Annotated in this window: 21 protein-coding genes; 13 read left to right on the top strand and 8 right to left on the bottom strand. The window is 36.1% G+C overall.

The genetic code is table 11. From position 1 onward, the window contains the following. Positions 1 to 72: 72 nt before the first annotated feature. A complete protein-coding gene (locus tag ACM39_RS06545) occupies positions 73 to 1,074 on the bottom strand; it encodes an SDR family oxidoreductase (RefSeq protein ID WP_048510226.1) in 1,002 nt (333 codons plus the stop codon). A 48-nt stretch (positions 1,075 to 1,122) separates the two neighbouring features. Next, a complete protein-coding gene (locus ACM39_RS06550; RefSeq protein ID WP_048510227.1) occupies positions 1,123 to 1,581 on the bottom strand; it encodes a PA2169 family four-helix-bundle protein in 459 nt (152 codons plus the stop codon). Between the two features lie 412 nt (positions 1,582 to 1,993). Between ACM39_RS06550 and ACM39_RS18700 the strand changes: the two genes are divergently transcribed. From ACM39_RS18700 to ACM39_RS06580, 6 genes are all read left to right on the top strand, one after another. Further along, on the top strand, positions 1,994 to 2,665 hold the full coding sequence (locus ACM39_RS18700) for a KGG domain-containing protein (protein ID WP_053073302.1): 672 nt from the start codon (positions 1,994 to 1,996) through the stop codon (positions 2,663 to 2,665). A gap of 77 nt (positions 2,666 to 2,742) precedes the next feature. Further along, a complete protein-coding gene (locus ACM39_RS06560; protein WP_048510228.1) occupies positions 2,743 to 3,327 on the top strand; it encodes a ferritin-like domain-containing protein in 585 nt (194 codons plus the stop codon). Between the two features lie 448 nt (positions 3,328 to 3,775). Beyond that, on the top strand, positions 3,776 to 4,942 hold the full coding sequence (locus tag ACM39_RS06565; protein ID WP_048510229.1) for a zinc-dependent alcohol dehydrogenase: 1,167 nt from the start codon (positions 3,776 to 3,778) through the stop codon (positions 4,940 to 4,942). 54 nt (positions 4,943 to 4,996) lie between these two features. Further along, positions 4,997 to 5,497 (top strand): CinA family protein, encoded by a 501-nt coding sequence (locus ACM39_RS06570; protein WP_048510230.1) that lies wholly within the window; start codon positions 4,997 to 4,999, stop codon positions 5,495 to 5,497. Positions 5,498 to 5,632: 135 nt separating this feature from the next. Then, positions 5,633 to 7,156, top strand: coding sequence for an FAD-dependent oxidoreductase (locus tag ACM39_RS06575; protein WP_048510231.1), 1,524 nt, complete (start codon positions 5,633 to 5,635; stop codon positions 7,154 to 7,156). Between the two features lie 12 nt (positions 7,157 to 7,168). Further along, a complete protein-coding gene (locus ACM39_RS06580) occupies positions 7,169 to 7,822 on the top strand; it encodes a DUF6766 family protein (protein WP_048510232.1) in 654 nt (217 codons plus the stop codon). A 181-nt stretch (positions 7,823 to 8,003) separates the two neighbouring features. Here the strand turns inward: ACM39_RS06580 and ACM39_RS06585 are convergent, their stop codons facing one another. The 6 genes from ACM39_RS06585 to ACM39_RS06610 all read right to left on the bottom strand — a co-directional run bounded on the left by ACM39_RS06585 (position 8,004) and on the right by ACM39_RS06610 (position 13,823). Further along, positions 8,004 to 9,944: an oleate hydratase gene (locus tag ACM39_RS06585; protein ID WP_048510233.1), complete on the bottom strand. Its 1,941-nt coding sequence runs from the start codon at positions 9,942 to 9,944 to the stop codon at positions 8,004 to 8,006. A 106-nt stretch (positions 9,945 to 10,050) separates the two neighbouring features. Beyond that, the gene (locus ACM39_RS06590) at positions 10,051 to 10,311 is read right to left on the bottom strand and encodes a SemiSWEET family transporter (RefSeq protein ID WP_048510234.1); all 261 of its coding nucleotides are present in this window, start codon (positions 10,309 to 10,311) and stop codon (positions 10,051 to 10,053) included. A 150-nt stretch (positions 10,312 to 10,461) separates the two neighbouring features. Continuing rightward, positions 10,462 to 11,586 carry a serine hydrolase domain-containing protein gene (locus ACM39_RS06595; RefSeq protein ID WP_048510235.1) on the bottom strand — a complete coding sequence of 375 codons (1,125 nt, stop codon included), beginning with the start codon at positions 11,584 to 11,586 and terminating at the stop codon, positions 10,462 to 10,464. A 229-nt stretch (positions 11,587 to 11,815) separates the two neighbouring features. Then, on the bottom strand, positions 11,816 to 12,175 hold the full coding sequence (locus ACM39_RS06600) for a hypothetical protein (RefSeq protein ID WP_048510236.1): 360 nt from the start codon (positions 12,173 to 12,175) through the stop codon (positions 11,816 to 11,818). 117 nt (positions 12,176 to 12,292) lie between these two features. Further along, on the bottom strand, positions 12,293 to 13,030 hold the full coding sequence (locus ACM39_RS06605) for a YoaK family protein (protein ID WP_048510237.1): 738 nt from the start codon (positions 13,028 to 13,030) through the stop codon (positions 12,293 to 12,295). Between the two features lie 109 nt (positions 13,031 to 13,139). Then, positions 13,140 to 13,823 (bottom strand): Crp/Fnr family transcriptional regulator, encoded by a 684-nt coding sequence (locus ACM39_RS06610; RefSeq protein WP_048510238.1) that lies wholly within the window; start codon positions 13,821 to 13,823, stop codon positions 13,140 to 13,142. Between the two features lie 131 nt (positions 13,824 to 13,954). Between ACM39_RS06610 and pckA the strand changes: the two genes are divergently transcribed. From pckA to ACM39_RS06645, 7 genes are all read left to right on the top strand, one after another. Further along, entirely contained in the window at positions 13,955 to 15,562 is a 1,608-nt protein-coding gene (pckA, locus tag ACM39_RS06615; protein WP_048510239.1) for a phosphoenolpyruvate carboxykinase (ATP), read from the top strand. Between the two features lies 1 nt (position 15,563). Further along, positions 15,564 to 15,944 (top strand): glycine cleavage system protein GcvH, encoded by a 381-nt coding sequence (gene gcvH / locus ACM39_RS06620; protein ID WP_048510240.1) that lies wholly within the window; start codon positions 15,564 to 15,566, stop codon positions 15,942 to 15,944. A gap of 6 nt (positions 15,945 to 15,950) precedes the next feature. Next, positions 15,951 to 17,048 carry a glycine cleavage system aminomethyltransferase GcvT gene (gene gcvT / locus ACM39_RS06625; RefSeq protein WP_185097451.1) on the top strand — a complete coding sequence of 366 codons (1,098 nt, stop codon included), beginning with the start codon at positions 15,951 to 15,953 and terminating at the stop codon, positions 17,046 to 17,048. An 11-nt stretch (positions 17,049 to 17,059) separates the two neighbouring features. Next, positions 17,060 to 17,431 carry a glycine cleavage system protein H gene (locus ACM39_RS06630; protein ID WP_048510241.1) on the top strand — a complete coding sequence of 124 codons (372 nt, stop codon included), beginning with the start codon at positions 17,060 to 17,062 and terminating at the stop codon, positions 17,429 to 17,431. Further along, on the top strand, positions 17,428 to 18,024 hold the full coding sequence (locus ACM39_RS06635) for a methyltransferase domain-containing protein (RefSeq protein ID WP_048510242.1): 597 nt from the start codon (positions 17,428 to 17,430) through the stop codon (positions 18,022 to 18,024). Before ACM39_RS06630 ends, ACM39_RS06635 begins: the two co-directional genes overlap by 4 nt. A gap of 55 nt (positions 18,025 to 18,079) precedes the next feature. Next, positions 18,080 to 19,318 carry an aminotransferase class I/II-fold pyridoxal phosphate-dependent enzyme gene (locus ACM39_RS06640; RefSeq protein WP_048510243.1) on the top strand — a complete coding sequence of 413 codons (1,239 nt, stop codon included), beginning with the start codon at positions 18,080 to 18,082 and terminating at the stop codon, positions 19,316 to 19,318. Positions 19,319 to 19,681: 363 nt separating this feature from the next. Beyond that, a complete protein-coding gene (locus ACM39_RS06645; protein WP_048510244.1) occupies positions 19,682 to 21,592 on the top strand; it encodes a polysaccharide biosynthesis protein in 1,911 nt (636 codons plus the stop codon). The last annotated feature ends 127 nt before the right edge of the window (positions 21,593 to 21,719 follow it).

Genomic DNA, 21,719 nt, shown 5'->3' on the forward strand with positions numbered 1-21,719 from the left:
ATTGAACAGGGTAAAAAAATTAAATAAAAAAAGCCACTTTCAAAAGTGGCTTTATATTATCCTAAAATTTCATTAAGGCTGTCCCATTCCTCCTGACGAACCATAAATCTGACCTGTTGCAAAACTGGCATCATTTGCAGCTAACTGTACAAAAATGGAGGCCAATTCCGCAGGTTGCCCCGGTCTTCCTAAAGGGGTATCAGCACCAAATTTTTCTATATTTTCCTGAGTTTGCCCGCCACTCACTTCGAGCGCTGTCCAGACAGGTCCCGGGGCTATACCGTTTACTCGTATTCCTTTAGGACCTAATTGTTTAGCCAGAGATTTTACGTAACTTGTCGTGGCTGCCTTTGTTTGTGCATAATCATATAAATTAGGTGAAGGATCATAAGCCTGAACCGAAGATAAGCCGATAATACAGGAGCCCGGTTTTAAATGAGGCAGAGCAGCTTTTGTAAGCCAAAATGGAGCATAAATATTGGTTTTCATTGTTCTTTCAAATTCTTCAGTGCTGATGTCTAGAATGGATTCGTGAGTTTTCTGATGTCCCGCATTATTAACCAGGATATCCAATCCTCCTAATTGCTGGACTGCCTGTGAGATAAGTTTATTACAAAATGATTCCTCACGCAGATCTCCAGGTATAGCTATAGCTTTTCTGCCGGCACTTTTGATTAATTCGATAACTTCTATTGCGTCTGATTCCTCCTCGGGAAGATAATTAATGGCAACATCTGCCCCTTCCCGGGCGTAGGCAATGGCCGCAGCTCGTCCCATTCCTGAATCTCCGCCCGTGATTAAAGCTTTTCTTCCTGTTAATCTTCCTGATCCTACATAAGTTTTTTCACCATGATCGGGAACAGGAACCATTTTACTGGCCAAACCCGGAAAAGGTTGTGACTGTCTTTTAAATGGAGGTGCCGGATACTTTGTTGTCGGGTCAGTAAGTGCCGAGCTTATGCTGTTTTTCTGATTTCGATGAGTTTGGGTAAATGCACTTGGTGCAACAGCTGCCACAGCAATAGTTGTCGCTATTTTTCCGATAGCGTTTCTTCGTGTGATTTCTTTTTCCATATTATTTTAAGATTTGGTGTGCGTTATTTAAAGGTGAAGATTATTTTGCTATTCTTTTTTATAATCTTCAATCTTTTTAAATTGATTATAAGAGTCTTTAAGGCTATGTAACTGTTCAGAAACAACCTTTGAGCTTTTTTCACAAAGATCTCCACTGGCAAGAGCCTTCTGATAAGCATCAATAGCTGCTTTTTCTCCAAAAACTACATTTCCCAAAGTAGATTCTTCAAGATTTCCCAGAGTAAAAGAATTTTTAATATCAATCCATGCTCTGTGCAAAGTTCCGGCCACGGAAGGCGAATCCTGCGGTGTTCCGTTTTTTTCAGTGATCAGATTGATCAATTCATTTTTCATGATTTTTGACTGAGAAATCATACGGTCATATTCATCTTTTACATCGGGATACATTTCCCACACCTTTCCTTCAACTTTTTCAAACCCTTCGATTCTGTCATTGGTGATTTGCAGTAAATCATTTAATACGGCTACTGTCTGTTCGGTTTTCATAATAAAATTTTTGTGATTATTTGATTTTCTACAAGAATTGTGCCTCTAAAAAGCTTTATTATTACCAATTTGTAACTTATTTACTGCTTATATATACACGAAAAAAGGGTTATAAGAAAGTGAAGATTAAAAAAAACAAACAGACTAAAGGACTGTTTTGAGAATTGATAAGTTGATGAATAAAATTAAAAAAATAACACAAAGTATTGCTTTGTGATCCTGATCATAAACTATTTTTTTATAACCTGCTAACTTTGGAATACCAATTTACAAGTTCAACGCTCCTGTTGAGAAACAGAATATTTTCATAAATATTAAAAAAGAACATCAACTCATTAATTGTTATTTAATACTAGTCACAAGTAACGATTAATATATCACTTAACAATATTAATATAAAAAAAATTCAGTTATGAACACTAGAAATTCAAACAATCGAAGTTCAAGAAACAACTCCTCCAACAATGAATCAAGATCGACTCTTGAAGAAGTTTATCAGCTAGGATATGATCACGGTTATAATGACGCATCTCAGGATGAAGATTATGATGATGATTTCTCAGAATTTGAGGATTATTATGATGATGGTTATGACGATGACGATGATTACGGTGATGACTACGATGATGATTATGATGATGACTACGATGATGACGATGATGATGATAATGATAACAGAGGTCGAAGAAGTTCAGGCGGAAATCAGCAAAGAGACAGCAGAGGAAGATACACATCGGGAAGCGGAAGAAGTTCTCGGGGAAGTTCAGGTAATTCCAATAATTCAGGAAGAAGATCAAGCTCATCTTCAAGCTCAGGACGTTCTTCCTCATCAGGAAGAGGCAGAAGCTCTTCTTCGGGAAATAGCTCGCGTTCGTCTGGTAATTCAGGAAGATCAGGTAATTCAGGAAGATCAAATTCTAATTCAAATTCAGGCTCAGGAAACGGGACTTCAAAAAGAGGTTTTGCATCTATGAGTAAGGCAGAACGTACAAGAATTGCACGTATGGGAGGTCAGGCTTCTCATGGAGGAGGCAGATCTTCAGGTTCTGGCAGATCAGGATTTGGAGGCAGACGTAATTCATAATTCATTTAATAGGTCACTTCTTTCGTAACATAAAAAGGAAGGGGGTGACCTTTTAATTAAACACCACACATCACACTATGGCAACTAAGACAGAAAATAATAATACAACAGCTACAGACAAAAAAATTGCGGTAGGAAATGCTACTGTTAATGAGAACGAAATGAAAAATTCTTCTCTGCACAAATTTTTTGTTGATGCATTAAAAGACATTTATTATGCTGAGCACAAATTAGTAGATGCTCTGCAGACTATGCATGATGCTGCAACTACAGAAGAACTGAAAGACGCTTTTGAAGATCACCAGCTTCAGACCAAAAAGCATATTAGCCGTCTGGAAAAAGTTTTTAAACTAATTAATGAAACAGCGGAACAAAAAAAATGCGAGGCAATGGATGGGTTGATAAAAGAAGGCGAAGAAATAATAAAATCTACCGAAGAAGGTTCTATGACGCGTGATGCAGCCTTAATTATAGCAGCACAAAAAGTTGAGCATTACGAAATTGCAACCTATGGAGGTCTTGCCCAGCTTGCCATCACAATGGGGCATGACAAAGCTGCAGATCTATTAGAAAAAACATTACAGGAAGAGGAAGATACAGATTATAATCTTACAGAAATAGCAGAAACATCGATTAATTTTGATGCCGAGCAAGAAGATTAAGCCCCTTTAGTACATATAATTTCAAGCCATATAGGAATTTTCTATATGGCTTTCGGCTCATGTATTACATGATATAATTAAAGTAAACAGCATTAGAAATTTGGTCATATTATTGCATTATTTTTCATATCACCAAAATGACATGATATAAAAAGTAAAGAAAATCAGAATGCAAAGCTCAATTACTTAAGTTCATTAAAGAATCAAACAACATGAGAAATTGATAGCTAATCTGGCGTAATAGTCGGATTTATTTAGGAGGTGAGAAAAATTTATAAGGCAAGTAATGTCAACAATAAAAACATATATCATTTCTTACATAAAAAGCGACTGAGAATTTATAAATGCAGTTTCACAGCCTCACGTTTGGAAATTCGGAGAAGATAGAAACAGTTAGGCACAATTAGCCAACTTTAAAATATTACACACCACATAAAATATTAAAATTATGAAAGCTGCAGTTTTTCACGCTCCAGGTAAAATTACCTGTGATACGATGGATGATCCTATTATCCAGAACGAAAATGATATTATCTTAAGAGTTACTTCAACAGCCATTTGCGGAAGTGATCTACACATGTATTCGGGAGGAATGCCACAATTAAAGCCAATGGTAATGGGGCATGAATTCATGGGAATTGTTGAAGAAGTAGGAAAAAATATTACTCATTTAAGAAGCGGAGACAGGGTAGTCGTTCCTTTTCCGATAGCTTGCGGAGGCTGCTATTTTTGTCAGCATGATCTTCCAGGAGCTTGTGAAAACAGTAATCCTGAACATTACGGTCCCGAAGGAGGTATTCTCACCGAAAAAGGAGGCGGAATGTTTGGATATACCGACCTTTATGGAGGATACAACGGAGGTCAGGCACAATATGTGAGAGTGCCTTATGCTAATTTTGGTCCGCGAAAAGTTCCTGAAAATCTTACTGATGAACAGGTTTTGTTTCTGACAGATATTTTCCCAACAGGTTATACAGGCGTTATGTGGGGAGAATTAAAAGGTGGGGAAACTGTTGCAATTTTCGGAGCGGGACCTGTTGGTTCTATGGCAGCTAAAAGTGCAATTCTTCACAATGCTAAAAAAGTAATCGTTATTGATACTTTACCTTACAGGTTAGAACAAATTAAGAAACTTACAGGTTGCGATATTATCCAGTGGGAAAATGCTGATCAAACCGTGCAGCAAATCCGGGATCTAACGGATGGGCGGGGTGCAGATCTCTGCATTGATGCCGTAGGTTTTGAGCCTGAACGCAGTTTTTTAGACAAGGCAAAAGCATTGATTAATTTTGAAAAAGGTTCGATTAAAGTTCTGGAAGCTTGTTTAAGCGGGGTGAGACGTGGCGGGATTGTCTCTGTTCTAGGGGTGTATCCCGTACATTATGATAATTTTAAACTCGGACAAATTTTTGATAAAGGAATTACACTAAAAGCCGGACAATCTCCTGTACATGCAATCATCGACAAACTTTTAAAATATATTGAAAATGGTCAGGTAAAGCTGGATGATATTATTACCCATCGGCTTTCTTTGGATGAAGTAGCAAAAGGTTATGAGATTTTTCATAAAAAAGAAGACGGATGCGTAAAAGTAGTCTTAGATCCTTGGAAGTAGAGAATATTGCAAAACTATATTTAAAAATAATCATTAAATAAAATAGCAAATGCCATGAAATTTCAGCAAAATTTACTTGAATACATTAGTAATTCGTTGATTACTGCCAATGAAAGCGTTTCAATTGCGGAAAGTGTTACATCAGGATTGATACAGCTTTCCTTTTCTCAAATGCCCAACGCAAGCTTATTTTACAAAGGTGGTATGACGACTTATACTCTCCCCGAAAAAGTAAAGTTTTTAAATGTCAATCGAATTGAAGCTAAAGAAAACGATTGTGTTACTCAGAATATTGCCGATACCATGGCGCTGAATATAGCAAAATCATTTGAAACAGATTGGGGAATCGCAATTACAGGATATGCAACGCCTGTCAGAAATTCAGGATTTAAAATTTTTGCTTTCTTTTCCTTTAGTTATAAAGGTGAAACTGTGCTTTCAAAATGTATTGAGCTTCATCCTAAAACACAGGCTTTGGATGCCCAATTATTTTATACTGAATTTATTTTAGGGTGTTTTAAAAGCGAGCTTAATCAACTTATGATTTCAAGTTAAATTTCATGGAGCTCATACTTCTATTAAGGAGTCTGTCATTAAATCTGATATGAATTTGATGAAGCAGAATGACAAAAACGCAAAAAATATTGGTAAGATTGGTCTTACAATTTATTAATTTAAACTGATTATGACATGAACAGAGACGGAGCGCGAAAAAGTATTTGGCAGGAAGAAATCAAAAGATTTTCTTCTGATGCAGATTTTAGTCAATGGTTTGATGTAGCAATTGTTGGTGGGGGAATCACCGGTATTTCAACTGCTGTCAGATTGCAGCTTTCCGGTAAAAAATGTATTCTCCTGGAAGCTGCAAATATCGGTTTTGGGACTACAGGGGGAACCACTGCTCATCTGAATAATTTCTTTGATACAACGTATGCTCGGGCCATAAAAGATTTTGGCTTACAGAATGCAAAGCTTCTCAAATATGTAGGAATTGAGGCCAAAAATATGATTAAAAATAATATCAGGGAATTTAATATCGACTGCGATTTTGAAAATAAAACGGCTTACCTTTTTGCTCTCGATGAAAAGCAGGAAAAGCAATTAGATGATATTGTGGAAGGGGCTTCACAAGTTGGGCATCAGATGATTTTTACCAATGATATCCCTTTTCCTATTCCTTTTAAGAAAGCCGTTGCCATTCCTGATCAGGGGCAATTTCATCCGATAAAATATATTCAGGGGCTTGCCGAAGCTTTTATTAACGGAGGGGGCGTTATTGTAGAAGACTGCCTTTGTGAAAGCCATGACGAGCAAGCAGATTCCGTAATTTTAAATACATCGAAGGGAATTGTTAAGGCAGGAAAAGTTATCTATGCAACCCATACCCCTCCGGGAGTAAATGTTCTTAATTTTACGGTTGCTCCTTACCGAAGCTATGCTATTGCTTTTAGTTTGAATGGAAATAACTATCCTGAAGATTTAGGCTATGATCTTACCGATCCTTATCACTATTACAGGATCCAGAATATCAATGGTGAAGATTTATTAATTGCAGGAGGGGAAGATCACAAAACAGGTCACGCGGATGATACGGGTGAATGTTTTTCTAAACTGGAAAATTATGTCCGGAAATATTTTGATGTAGATTTGGCAGTGTACAGTTGGTCAAGTCAATATTATGAACCTGTTGACGGAATGCCCTACATTGGAAAATTACCGGGAAGCAATGGTCATATTTATGTTTCTACTGGTTTCAGGGGAAACGGAATGATTTTCGGAACGATTACATCTCAGATTTTAAGTGATTTGATTATTAACGGAGCAAATAAATATGAAAATCTTTTTAACCCTGCCAGAATAAAACCAATTGCCGGATTTTCAAATTTTATAAAAGAGGGTATAAGTGTTGCAATGGATTTTATAAAAGACAAAGTTTTTGTTGAAAAAATAGATTCCCTCACCGAGCTTAAAGATGGAGAAGCTAAGGTCATACAATATGAGGGCGAATCTTATGCAGTTTATAAAGAAACCAACGGGAAATTGCACATCTTAGAAAGTACCTGTCCGCATGCAAAATGTGAAGTGCGTTGGAATAGCGCTGAAATAAGTTGGGACTGCCCTTGTCACGGCTCACGTTTTAGTGTTAACGGCAAAATGCTGACAGCACCTGCTGTCAGTAATTTACAAAGAATAACTTCAAAAGAGGAAATATAAATTGATACCGATATGTCTAAAAAAAGCTTTATTTACAGAAACAGCTTGAGCATTGTGCTGATTATTTTAATGCTTTCATGCTGGGCAGGTCAGTTTTTTACAGGTTGGAAAACTGAAAATAAGGAATTGGCAGAAGAAGGACAGGCTTTGCTGAGCTTAGGTGAATATATTCACAGCGGACATTTTATTCAGGCTACTTTTGAAAATTGGGAAAGCGAATTTTTACAGATGATGTTGTATATTTTGCTCACCGTTTCCTTAAGGCAGAAAGGCTCAAGTGAATCAAAATCTTTAGAGGAGAAAGAGGATGTCGACCGAGAACCTGTTCCGCATGCAAATGCACCTTGGCCTGTAAAAAAAGGCGGTATTTGGCTTGCTTTATATAAGCATTCTTTATCTATTGCTTTTGCCATTTTATTTATCATCAGCTTTGCATTTCATTTTTATGGAAGCCTCAAAGATTTTAACACAGAACAAATTTCCAAACATGAGCTGCCTGTACCTGCAATAAAGTATATAGGTGAATCAAGATTTTGGTTTGAATCTTTACAAAACTGGCAGAGTGAGTTTTTGGCAGTTTTTTCCCTTGTGATCCTTTCAATCTGGCTCCGTGAGAAGGGGTCTCCTGAATCTAAACCTGTGGATACACCTCATGACGAAAACTAAAATTTAATTATTTTATTTATACAGTCAAACCGGTTCCTGATATTCAAAATAAAATATCTTATTATAAAAGGCTGCTATTGTTGAAGCAGCCTTTTTTATTTAAAATAAATTTTTACTTTGAAATATAATGCAATCTGTATCGTTGTTTAAGATGCGAGAATAAAGATGTTGTGACTTGCATTTAATTTTTAATACCTTTTATCCAATCCTGGAATTTTCCTATCTGTTCCATGAAAAAAGATTCATGCTCTTCTTTTTCTTCAGAGTGATTAACAAGAATATGTTCAAAATAAGTTCCTTTTAAAATTTTTCTTAAAATACCTTCCCCTAAGAATGGCTTATAATCATTTAAAGCTTGTGTAGCTTTCAGTAAATGGCGGATATCATATTGCAGAGGATTGATATCGGGAACTTGTTTATTTAGGTTTAATAATTCATATACTGCTATTCTTGCCGTTCTCACAGAGCTTTCCATGGTAAAAACGACATCATTGTTGGTTTCTACAAATTGCCCTATCAGCCCTAAATTTTTACACCCCTCCGGAACTACTCTCGGGCGGTCTCCTTTCCCTCTTGGCATAAACATAGATGTTATATATGGCATGAAAGAAGTACGGATAATGGTATTTTCTATTACATTATCCACTTGGTCAATAATTCCCAAATGATAGCAAAGTTCAGTTAGAATCTCATTTCCGGTACATTCAGACATTGTCTTTTTGATATAATTTCCTTCTTTATCCATTAATAAGGAGTATACCCAGATTACCAGAATATCATCTGGCTGAGTAGGGAAGTGAGGTTGTCTGTTACAGGTAAAACTCATCAGCCAGTTCGAGTCAGTAATCGTAATAATGCCTCCTGTTGCAGTTTTTCCTGAATAAGGATCATTAACGCATAATTCTTTTAATTTGTCAACAAAAGCAGAAGGCCTACAGGTTAATGTAGCAGACTCCCAAGAAGACTTTTCTATATTGCTGCAGAATTTTTCAGGTTTTCCAAATACTTCAGATTTGGCTGCAAGGTTTTTCCATAATTTCCATCCGTCACTTTGTCCGTTGCTGCTGTTGTCTACGGTAACCACCGGAACTGTGTTGTTGTCACCATAGAAAGTGCTTTCTGTCATAGAGCTTGTGGTAATGATAACGTAGTCTTCTTTTCCTACAGGAATTTTTACTTCTTTACCATCCTGATCTGTAATGATATTTTCAACAACCTTCCCTTCTGTGTTAACGTGTAGATCCAAATCTGTTACCAAGGTGTTAAACTGGATTTTTACTCCCTTTTCGACCAGAAAGTTTTTCAATGGGGTTACAAATGTATCAAACTGGTTATATTTCGGAAAAACGAGACATGAAAAATCTTTCATTCCGTCGATTGCATGAAGGAACCTGTGCATGTATAATTTTAACTCCAATAAACTGTGCCAGTTCTCAAAGGCAAACATTGAACGCCAGAAAAACCAGAAATTACTGCTCAAAAATGATTCACTGAAATAATCTTCAATGGTTAAATCATCAAGTTCTTCTTTTTTCTTTAGTAAAAGTTTGACTATCGCCAGCTGATCTTTTTTCTCTAATCCGAATTTGCTGAAGTCCTGTATCTGGCCCTGATTATGTATAAGCCTTGCTTTGGAATAATTAGGATCGTTATCGTTGATAAGGCGATATTCATCTAATACAGTGTATGGAGCAGGGAGTTCCAGAGCCGGTATATCCTGGAATATATCCCAGAGGTTTTCATAAGTCATATCCATTTCTCGCCCTCCACGGATGATGTATCCGTCTTTTGCATTTCCCGCTCCATCCAAAGAACCTCCTTCTACGTGAAGCTGATCGAGAAAGATAATATTTTCCCCGGGTACATGGCCATCACGGATAAAGTAATAGGCAGCTGCCATTCCGGCAATCCCGCTTCCTACAATATATATTTTGGAGTCTTTGTAAGATTTAAAAGGAATTCCTTTATTACGTTGATAGTTTCCGATTTGATCTGAAAAAGGCATTGTCTTTTCAGGGGTGTTAATCTGAACTTCTTTACTTGAATCGGGCTCATGGTTTACCTTTCCGAACTCATGAGACGCATTTAATACTTTGTCGAATTTTGATGTGATTTTCTCCATTGTTAGAAATTTAATTAATAACAGTTTAAATTTAAACAATAATTCTCTAAGATTTGATATTTGGAGAAAATATCATGTTAAGTGATGTAGGAATTTATTTTTTATTTTAAATAGCAGTAATAAATGCAATGAGCCCGAATATAATTCCGGGAGAATTAGCAATGGCAACAGGCCAGTCACGTTTTGGTTTTTTAAGGAGACCATAGGTAACCCAAAGCGTACAGTTAATAGCTGCAACCAAAGGTTGTAACCAATCACCTTTTAGACCTTTAAGATTATTGCTTATCTGGGGAATATATGAAACATACATCGCCATTGCAGTAACAGTGGCTACCCAGCCTAAAATTGTAAAAAACGTATTATTCATAATTATTTCTAAATTTTATACAATATACCGAAATTTTGAGAAGTCTAATTTCTTAAAGGCCATCGACGAAGTAGCCATTATGATCTATGATGATGGAGCTGAAGCAACAGGAAAACCCTTGGATAAAATTGTATCTTTCTTAACGAGAATTTATTTTAAAAATTCTTCGACCAGAAGCTTTACCTGGAGCGGTCTTTGTTTTTTATCTACATCCAGCCGGTTATAAAAACCTGTTTTCACGATAACCATCTTTTTTTCAGGAATTATAATGATAAACTGACCTAAAAAACCATAGAAGAACCGATATTTAATTTCGTTTTCATCATTGGCCCATAGGGTAAAACAAAAGGCGTCATTTGCTTTTGTTGGGGTAAGAAGTTTTTTACAGTAGTCTTTACTGATGAGCTGTTTGCCGTTCCAGTTGCCTTTCTGCATGATAAGCTGCCCTATTTTTGCAAAATCCCTGGGTGTTGCATGAATACAGCAGAAAGCTTTTTCCATCCCCTTTTTATCAATGCTCCATTTGGCGGGAAATTCCATTCCCATCGGATTCCAAAGTTTTTCTGAAAGATAAACTGCCAGCTTTTTACCTGTTGCTTTTCTCAGGGCAAGACCTAAAAGCTGTGCTGCTATGCTTTGGTATTTGTATTTTTCTCCCGGCATTTCCTTTATTTTTATATCAAAAGCCTGTTTTGAAAGATCATCAATAAAATACTGTTTTGAGTTTTCAGCGAAAGGATGATGATACTCTTCTTTCCAGTCCATGCCTGCCTGCATGGTCATCAAATGGCGAAAAGTAAGAAATTTCCCATACCGGCTGTTTTTATAACAAGGAAATACAGAAGATATAAGCTGATCTTCAGACTGCAGGTAGCCATCGTCAATGGCACATCCCACTAAAATGGCAAGGATACCTTTAGCCATGGAAAAGGAATTCATAAGGGAAGCAGCGTGGTGATCTTTCCAATACTGTTCATGTACCAGTTTATTGTCATGTATGACAATAAGCGATGAAGCCCTTGTCTTTTCCAAATCTTTTGCCAGGCGTTCCGAAATGGCTGTTCTATTGTAACAAGTGTCTTTCTCCCATGACTTAGGATGCAGGGTAGGAACTGTGTGAGACGGGAACCTTTCTTCATCATCACTGGAAGGGGTAATAGGCCCTTTTTTCAGATTAATCGCCACAGCTTTAAAAATATATCCGTACCCTGAAAAATAGATAAGGGCAGCTATTGCTGAAGTTCCGGCTATAAAAACAGACAATACTTTTTTCATAATTTATTATTAGTACCTTTCATATATGCAAACTTAAATGTGTTTATCATAGATGATGATAAAAATAGTTATCCTTAGACAACTTTTTTTAATCATTCAAAGGGTATGCCGACAATTTGATTCTTGCGTGTCCGGCTGGATTACGTATGAAAAAAGAAAGATCTGTCATTAAATTCATTTTAGAGGCAGAACAATCATTTTCTAAATTTGTGAACTGTGTATCAAAATATTAGTTAAGCTCATAATTAGAAATGACTAATCTCAAAATGAAATGAACATACTCCTGCTCAACTTCTTCTCTGTTGATGAGTCTGTTTTTATAGTCATAAGAATTGAGTACCTGGATTAATTTTTGGTAGGATTCAAACTCATCACCTTTAATTTTGACCCTTACATTTCCGCTCTTTGTTGCAATAATATCATTATCCAGCGTCCTGATTTTAAATAAAACATGACACAGTGTCGGATTAAAATTCATGCGTCCCGTATATCTTTCTACGATATTAACCTTGAACGAATCAAATACGATGGTGTTAAAAACGACGTTGGAACCAGGCTCCTGCGTATTGAGCTCAAGTGTATAATTCATGAATGTAAAATTTTTACAAATTTATGCAGAAGCTTAAAACATTCAAAATAAAAAAACACTAAGTATCAATAAGTTTTTTTGTATGGTGAAAATATACATACGGAAACGGCAGTACGGTTAATCATGATGCCTGAATTTTCTTTTTAAGTGATAATACCTGAAAAGAATCCGGTCGTACCACAGTGCGAATAGTAGCAGAACTGCCGGAAGCAAAAGGGTTTTCAGCTCAAAGTGCTGAAAGGTAAAACCACCGATAATACCACCTAAAAAGAAGCAGCTGATGATCATAAGCTTTAAAAATATGCTCTTGTACAATCTTGTTTTTTCTCCTTTTTCCTTATAAAAGAAGAGTTGTGAAAGTTCTATGCCCAAATCTGTGAACAGCCCGGTGAGATGGGTGGTTCTTACAACGGATTGAGATACTTTTGTTACCAGAGCATTCTGCAGTCCCATAGCGAATAGAAGTATAAAAGAAATAATTATTGAAAATGAAGAATTGCTTTCAGGAAAAAAAACGGGAGCAAAACCTATGGTAATCATAATAATTGTTTCGATGGATATAGGAATGATATAGGAAGTATGTGAACTGTATTTGGATGCCCATTCTATAATGAGCCCTGAAATAAAGGCCCCCATTAAAAAGAAAAGAATATAAAGTAAGTAAATAAAGGCCATCCTGTAATTCTTTAAGAACAGCTGTTCTGAAAAAAAAGCAAAATGCCCCGTAACATTAGTGGTTAATGTATTTACAGCAAGTACTCCTGTAATATTTACCAATCCTGCTACACAGGATAAAATAGAAGCTAACTTTAGATTATGGGAATAAGTACGTCCTTTTCCTTTATGCCTGAACATTAGTAAATTATTTTAATACATTTATACATATAAAAGATCTCAAAGACGGCTAAAATATAAAGAAATAAACAACTAAATTTATGTATACATATCTGCAATTACGAAAAGTTTAATGCAGGTTAGCAATACGGGTCAGCTGTTTAAAATCTATCAACTGTATTTTACGTCCATCCATTAAAATAAGACTCTCCTGCCTGAAATCATGAAGTATTCGTGCTAATGTTTCGTTAGCGGTTCCCACCATGTTAGCTAGGTCATTCCTGGAAAGGGCAATATATACATTTTGTTCATTGGTATTTGATTTATACTTTTTGTGCAGAATCAGCAAACTGAGCGCTACCCGCTCCCTTACCGTACGTTGGGAGAGAACGGTCATCAGGTTGGCCATCACACTAAACTCATGGCTCAGGCTTTTTAAAAGCAACCTGGAAAATACAACCGACTGATCAAGAATCTTTAAAAAATCTTCTTTTGATATAAAAGCAATGACGGAATTTTCAATAGCCTGTGTAGTGTCCCCGTATGATTCGTTACTTAAAATGGCTGAATATCCAAAAAACTCTCCGGTATTATAAATATAAATGATTTGTTCCCTGCCATCGTTATCTACTTTGTATTTTTTTACTTTGCCCGTTTTTAAGTAAAAAATACCGGTAGGTATTGTTCCATCCGTAAAAATAGCTTCGTTTTTACGGTAATTCTTATTCTGCATCGCTGCTTTGAGCATTTCCTTATCATATTGGGGAAGCTCGTCAAAGAGATACTGGTTATTGAAAAGAAATTTTGAAATCATAGCTTGCTGCAAAATTAAGCTATTTTAAACTAAGTGAAACTTGACTTAAATCAAATTTTAGAAAGAGATAGATCATTATAATTTCTTAATAAACAGTCTACTTTTGTTGAAATAATAATACCGACTTTGAAATGGAGTACATTGAACACTTAAAAAATATAGGTATCCTACCTGCTAAAGAAGTTTTTTGGAATTTATCAGAACCTCAGTTAGTATCCCAGACTCTAAGAAATAGGGAAGGTATTATAATCCAATCAGGGGCATTGGCGTGTGATACAGGTGAGTTCACGGGGCGTTCTCCTAAAGACAAATATGTTGTTAAGGATGAGAAAACCGCAGATTCGATCTGGTGGGGAGAGGTTAATCATCCTTTTCTTCCTGAAGATTTCGACAGATTATATGAACGTGTTACCAGCCATCTCTCAGATAATGATATCTATGTTAAGGATGTTTATGCCTGTGCAAAACCAGAATACCGTCTGAATATCAGGGTTATTACAGAAAATCCGTGGCAGAGCTTATTTGCTAATAACCTTTTCTTAAGACCTGATAAAAAGGAACTGGAAGCATTTCAACATGAATGGCTGATCTTGGCAGCTCCAAATTTTAACGCTGTTCCGGAGATAGACAAAACCCGTCAGCATAATTTTACGATTATCAACTTTACAAAAAAGGTGATTCTCATAGGAGGAAGTGCTTATACCGGTGAAATCAAAAAAGGAATTTTCACCGTATTGAATTATATTTTGCCTCATGAGAAAAATGTACTTTCGATGCATTGTTCTGCAAATATTGGAAAACAAGGAGATACCTCTGTATTTTTTGGCCTTTCAGGAACAGGGAAAACTACACTTTCAGCAGATCCATCCAGAAAACTGATCGGAGATGATGAACATGGATGGGATGATGATAATGTTTTTAATTTTGAAGGCGGATGCTATGCTAAATGTGTGAATCTGAGTGAAGAGAAAGAACCTCAGATTTTTTCGGCTATCCGTTTCGGTACCCTGCTAGAGAATGTACGCTTTTTTGAAGGGACAGATATTGTTGATTATGATAATATTTCAGTAACGGAAAATACAAGGGCTGCATATCCTATTGATTTTATTGATAATGCAGTACATCCGTCGATCGGTGGGGTACCCGATAATATTTTCTTTCTGACCTGTGATGCATTCGGGATACTTCCTCCCATTTCAAAATTAACGGTAGGTCAGGCGATGTATCACTTCATTTCAGGATATACCGCGAAGGTAGCAGGAACAGAAGCCGGAATTACTAAGCCACAGACTACATTTTCAGCATGCTTCGGGAAACCTTTTCTACCTCTTCACCCCACCAGATATGCCGAGTTACTTGGGAAAAAGCTGAGAGATAATAAAGTAAACGTGTGGCTTATTAATACGGGCTGGTCCGGAGGAGCTTATGGAACAGGTGAGCGGATAAAACTTGCTTATACCAGAGCAATGATTGCTGCAGTATTGGAAGGCAAATTGGTGAATGTGGATTTTATAAGTGATACCATTTTTGGGCTTCAGATGCCTTTACAATGTGATGGAGTGCCATCAGAAATTTTAAATCCCAAAAATACCTGGGCAGACAAGTCTCAATATGACGAAACAGCCTTAGGACTTGCAGCCCGGTTTATAGAAAATTTTAAAGATTTTGAATCTTTCGCCAATGAAGAGATTATAAACGGAGGTCCTATTCTGCAAAATAAACTAAATAAACAACAATAAAATGAAAATTCCTGAAAACCTCTTATATACAGTAGAACACGAATGGATAAGATTAGAAAATGATACGGCATATATTGGAATTACCGATTTTGCCCAGCATGAATTAGGTGATATTGTGTATGTTGAAATCGAGACTCTTGGAGAGAATTTAAAACAGCATGAAGTATTTGGAACTGTTGAAGCAGTAAAGACAGTATCGGATCTTTTCTTACCTATCGCCGGAGAAATACTGGAGATCAATCCCAAGCTGGAAGCAAATCCTGAACTTGTCAACAACGATCCCTACGGAGATGGCTGGATGACCAAAATTAAAATCGAAAATATTTTAGATACGGAAGGGTTGTTGGGATGTGAGGCATATACCTCATTAATTGGCTTATAGTGCAATATGAAAACTGTAAAAATAAAGAAAACGGCATTCAATGCAATACATCATATCCTGGGGGGAAAAATGGTAGACTTTGCAGGATATGAAATGCCTGTTCAGTATAAAGGTGTAAACCACGAACATGAAATCGTAAAAAATGGAGTGGGGGTATTCGATGTCTCTCATATGGGAGAGATTTCAATACAGGGGAAAGGCGCTTTGGCGTTAATTCAGAAAATTACTTCCAATGATGCATCAAAACTTATTTCCGGAAAAGTACAATACACTTGTATGCCTAATGATACAGGCGGAATAGTAGATGATCTCCTGGTGTATATGATTGGCCAGGAAGATTATCTGTTGGTAGTTAATGCGTCCAACATACAAAAAGACCTGAACTGGATTCTTGCAAACAATTCTTTTGGGGCGGAAATAACCAATATTTCAGACTCTATTTCCTTATTGGCGGTTCAAGGGCCTAAAGCTGTACAAGTCCTGCAGAAGCTGACCGATATCAACTTAAAAGATTTGGAATACTATACTTTCACAATTGGCGAATTTGCCCACATTCCTAATGTTTTGCTGTCTGCTACGGGATATACCGGGGCAGGAGGCTTTGAAATATATATAGAAAACAGATATGCAGCCCACTTGTGGGAAGCTGTTTTTGAGGCAGGAAAAGAAGAAAATATAGAACCTGTCGGATTAGCGGCAAGAGATACGTTGCGTTTAGAGATGGGATTTTGCCTATATGGAAATGATATTGATGATTTTACATCTCCATTAGAAGCCGGGTTGGGCTGGATCACAAAATTCACGAAAGATTTTGTACATAGCGGCTTTTTAAAAATTCAGAAAGAAAAAGGCGTTACCAAAAAACTGGTAGGTTTTGAAATGGAAGATAAAGGTATTCCGCGTCACGGTTATGAAATTTGGAATACAAATCAGGAAGTCATAGGAGTTGTTACTTCCGGAACGATGTCTCCTACATTAAAAAAAGCTATAGGCATGGGATATGTTTCTATAGACTATTCCGATATAGGGAATGAAGTTTTTATCAATATCAGAAATAAACCGGCCAAAGCGGTTATTGTAAAAACACCGTTTATAAAAAAATAGATCTAATCCGCATGTTTATCCCTAAAAACCTTTACTATACTAAAAACCATTTATGGTTGAGAAAAATCGGTTTGTATGATTTTTGTATAGGTATCACTGATTTCGCTCAGAAAGAAATAGGTGAGATAGATCTTATTGAGTTTAATGTAGAAGGAAACATCATAAAAGAAGCTGTTTCATGGGGGTCGGTCTATGGAATTAACGAAACTTTTCCCCTTATTTCGCCTTGTGAATGTGAAATTATAGCTGTAAATACTATTTTGAACAAAAAACCTTCACATATTAATACAGACCCATATAGCTATTGGTTTTTGAGCATTTCAGCAGATATTTGCACCAGCAAATTTTTAACTAACGAAGAATATATTCAACTTATCAAATGATTTTTAATGATCTTAAATTAAATATTGATGTTAAAGACAGTACCTTTAATGAACTTTATCCTAATCATATAAAAGAATTGGCCAGCCGCCACTGGACGCCAATTGCTGTTGCCAAGATGGCAGCTGAGTATCTTGCCGAAGAGCCTAACAGTAAAATACTGGATATTGGAGCAGGTGCCGGAAAGTTTTGTCTGGTGGGAGCGGCTTCTACAAAGGGAATGTTTTTCGGTGTTGAGCAAAGGGCTTCTCTCACCAAAATATCAAAAAAAATAGCGGACAGGCATAAAATTACCAATGTAGAATTTATACATTCCAATATCAACGAAATTTCTTTCTCCGATTATGATGCATTCTACTTTTTTAATTCTTTTTATGAAAATATAGATACTTCATGTCTCATCGACGATACAGTACTGCCAGACAGGGATTTATATTATGCTTATTCAGATTATGTAAAAGAACAGCTTGATAAAACTCCTATAGGTACACGTTTGGCAACCTACTGGAGTAAATGGGATGAAATTCCGAGCAGTTTTGATCTGACGGGTACTGCCTGCAACGGATTATTAAACTTTTGGAGGAAAATGTCGTGAACCTGTGGGATAAACCGGAAAACTAAAAATAAACATTCAATACCCAAACAGATATATGAATATTTTAGATAAAATAAAAACCCGTCTCGGTCCGTTAGGCGATCATGCCCATTATGCTCATGGGTACTATGCTTATCCAAGGCTTGAGGGAGATATTAGCAATATGATGCTTTTTAATGAAAAAAAGAAATTGGTTTGGAGCCTGAATAATTATTTAGGGTTAGCCAATCATCCTGAAGTTAGAAAAGCGGATGCTGAAGGAGCCAGGCAATATGGTCTTGCTTATCCGATGGGAGCACGAATGATGAGTGGAAATACTAAATTGCATGAAGAGTTTGAAGAAAAAATTGCTGATTATGTTCAAAAGGAAGATGCTTTTTTATTAAATTACGGTTATCAGGGAATGGTATCAATAATTGATAGCCTGGTTGACCGGAAAGATGTAATAGTATATGACGCAGAATCACATGCATGTATTATTGACGGAATGCGTTTGCATCTTGGGAAACGGTTTGTTTTTAAGCACAATGATATAAAGGATTGTGAAAAACAATTGGAACGTGCGAAAAAAATAGTACAAGAAACAAAAGGCGCCATATTGGTAATAACAGAAGGTGTTTTTGGCATGCGTGGGGATCAGGGGAAACTAAAAGAAATTGTAGCGCTTAAAGATAAATTTGATTTTTCCCTCTTGGTAGATGATGCTCATGGAATTGGCTGTCTGGGAAAAACGGGAGCAGGGACTGGGGAAGAACAGGGGATCCAGGATGGTATTGATTTTTATTTTGGAACATTTGCTAAATCATTTGCAGGTATTGGTGCTTTTGTTGCCAGTACCAAAGAGGCTATATTATTTTTAAAATATAATATGCGGTCACAGATATTTGCTAAAGCACTGCCCATGCCAATGGTTTTTGGTGCTTTAAAACGATTGGAATTAATTCGTACAAAGCCGGAGCTTAGAGAAAAATTATGGACAATAACACATAATCTGCAAAATGGTCTGACCGATGCAGGTTTCGATATTGGCAATACCAATTCTCCGGTAACGCCCGTTTATCTCAATGGTACTATCGGAGAAGCTACAGCTTTGGTGCACGACTTACGGGAAAATCATCAGATCTTCTGCTCTATGGTAGTTTATCCTGTCGTGCCAAAAGGAATGATTATTTTACGATTAATCCCCACGGCGGTACATACCTTAGAAGATGTTGAAAGAACAATAAGTGTATTTAAAAAGATTAGGACAAATCTGAATTTAGGTTATTATAACCAGCCGGGAGAGACGAATTAACCTGGCAATGAAAATATAGCAGAACATTTATATTATTCAATAATACGATACATAGGTCTGAATATTATGTATATTTTTTTTTAGTATTACTACATTTTTGTAGTAATACTTTTTTTACTGTAAAATTTTTACAGACATCCAAATTCAGCTGTTTTTATCCAATCTTCCATACGTATCTGTATGTGCTGATTTTTAGATATTTACTTTAATGAAGACTTTCCTGGTGGGGTTTTACAATATTAATTAAATGAAAATTAATGCATGATATAGAAAATATTAATAATAATTATTTATCTTTGCGGAATAATAAAAGCCACCAAATGTTGAATTAAAAATAATGATATTTTTAAGGTTTATTGTAGTATGGGGAATGTTTTTAAAGTCAAAGAATTTAGGTATATACCTAGATGGTTAGTTTTTTTTATCGATATTTCAATCATTTCTTTTTCTATCTTAATTTCATATCTGTTCTTGAAAAGTCTGGAGGTAAAAATTAATTTTGTTGAATATCGGGATGAAGAAATATTTGCAATCATTGCTGTTAATATTTTATTTATGTTTCTGTTTAAAACATATGCAGGAATTATAAGATACTCCACTTTTTTTGATTTTTTTAAAATTGTGTGGTCGTCAGGGGGTACTTTTATAGTATTGCTGGTGCTGAATTTTATTTTAGAATTGATATTGGGTAAAACAGTGTATTTATACCCGATTCTTTTTTTATATTTTTTTATTTCTATTTTTCTGATGTTCTTTTTCAGAATGATGACCAAACAACTTTTTAGCTTGCTTATGGATCCCAAGGATGTCTTATCCAAAGTAAGAATTGCTGTTGTAGGTATAGAAGAGGAATCCGTGTCATTGGCGAATGCTATCATACATAATCCTCGCCATCCTTATCAGTTAGCAGGATTTCTTAGCGCCAGATCGGATTCTAAAAAAGCAATGTTGCTCGGTCATAAAATTTATAATAAAAGGGAATTTCTTAACAGTAATAATTGGGCGAGCCAATTTGATGCGGTTTTAATCAAAGGCATGATGGGCAAGTCTGAAATGGAAGAATGGACCACTCTCGCATTAGACAAAGGATTGCAGGTATTAAAAGCACCTGCAATTAACGAATTGAAAGAAGGTATTATAGAAAACATCCGTCCGCTTCAAATTGAGGATTTACTTGACCGTGTACCAATTAAGATAGAAAATGAAGAGATAAGAAGCCGCCATTTTAATAAAAGTATTTTGGTAACCGGAGGAGCAGGATCTATTGGTAGCGAAATTGTAAGGCAGGTTGCTCAATTAGATTCATCACTTATTGTGGTTGTGGATCAGGCAGAATCTCCCTTGCATGAACTGAAGCTTGAGCTGTTGGAAAGATTTCCAAACCAGAATTTCAAATTTGTGTTGGCGGATATTTCAAACCACTATAGACTTGAAAGATTATTTGAAGATTACCGGTTTTCAATAGTTTATCATGCTGCGGCATATAAACATGTTCCTTTAATAGAAGACAATCCGCATGAAGCCATTTTTGTGAATATCGGGGGGACTAAAAATTTAGCTTTATTATCCAAACAATATAACGTTAATCGTTTTGTCATGGTATCTACGGATAAGGCTGTGAACCCAACCAATGTAATGGGGGCTTCTAAGAGGGCTGCTGAACTTTTTGTGCAGTCTTTGCAAAACTCTCCGGGTAATACTACAAAGTTTATTACGACACGCTTTGGAAATGTACTGGGTTCCAACGGTTCTGTGATACCGCATTTCAGAAAGCAAATTGAAAAGGGAGGCCCGGTTACGATTACCCATCCCGATATCATTCGCTATTTTATGACTATTCCCGAAGCCTGTGAACTGGTGCTGCAGGCAGGAACAATGGGAAATGGAGGTGAGATTTACGTCTTTGATATGGGTAAACCTGTTAAAATCCTGGATCTGGCAAAAAGAATGATAAAATTATCAGGATATATACCGGATGTTGATATCAAAATTGACTTTATAGGCTTAAGGCCTGGTGAAAAGCTATATGAGGAGCTTTTAACAGATAATTCTACTACTATTCCCACACATCATGAGAAAATAATGATATCAAAAGATCCATTGATGGAATTTGAAGATATAGAAGTCTTATGCAAACAAATTATGCGAGCGGCTATAAAAAAAGATAGTCTACAGGTCGTTAAAATTTTAAAGATAATCGTGCCGGAGTTTATAAGTAATAATTCGGAATTTGAAATTCTGGATAAAACACCTAAACATGAAGTATATCAATAATATAGCTTGAAATACGATCAAGGAATGTTAAAAATAAACAAATATTTTGACTGTTTTTTTTTCAATCGGAACGAAAATTGCTACAGAAAGAATTAATCTTAAAATAATAAAATTGCATTAAAACACG

Source organism: Chryseobacterium sp. FH2, from assembly GCF_001045455.1.
In the GTDB taxonomy this organism is placed as follows: domain Bacteria; phylum Bacteroidota; class Bacteroidia; order Flavobacteriales; family Weeksellaceae; genus Chryseobacterium.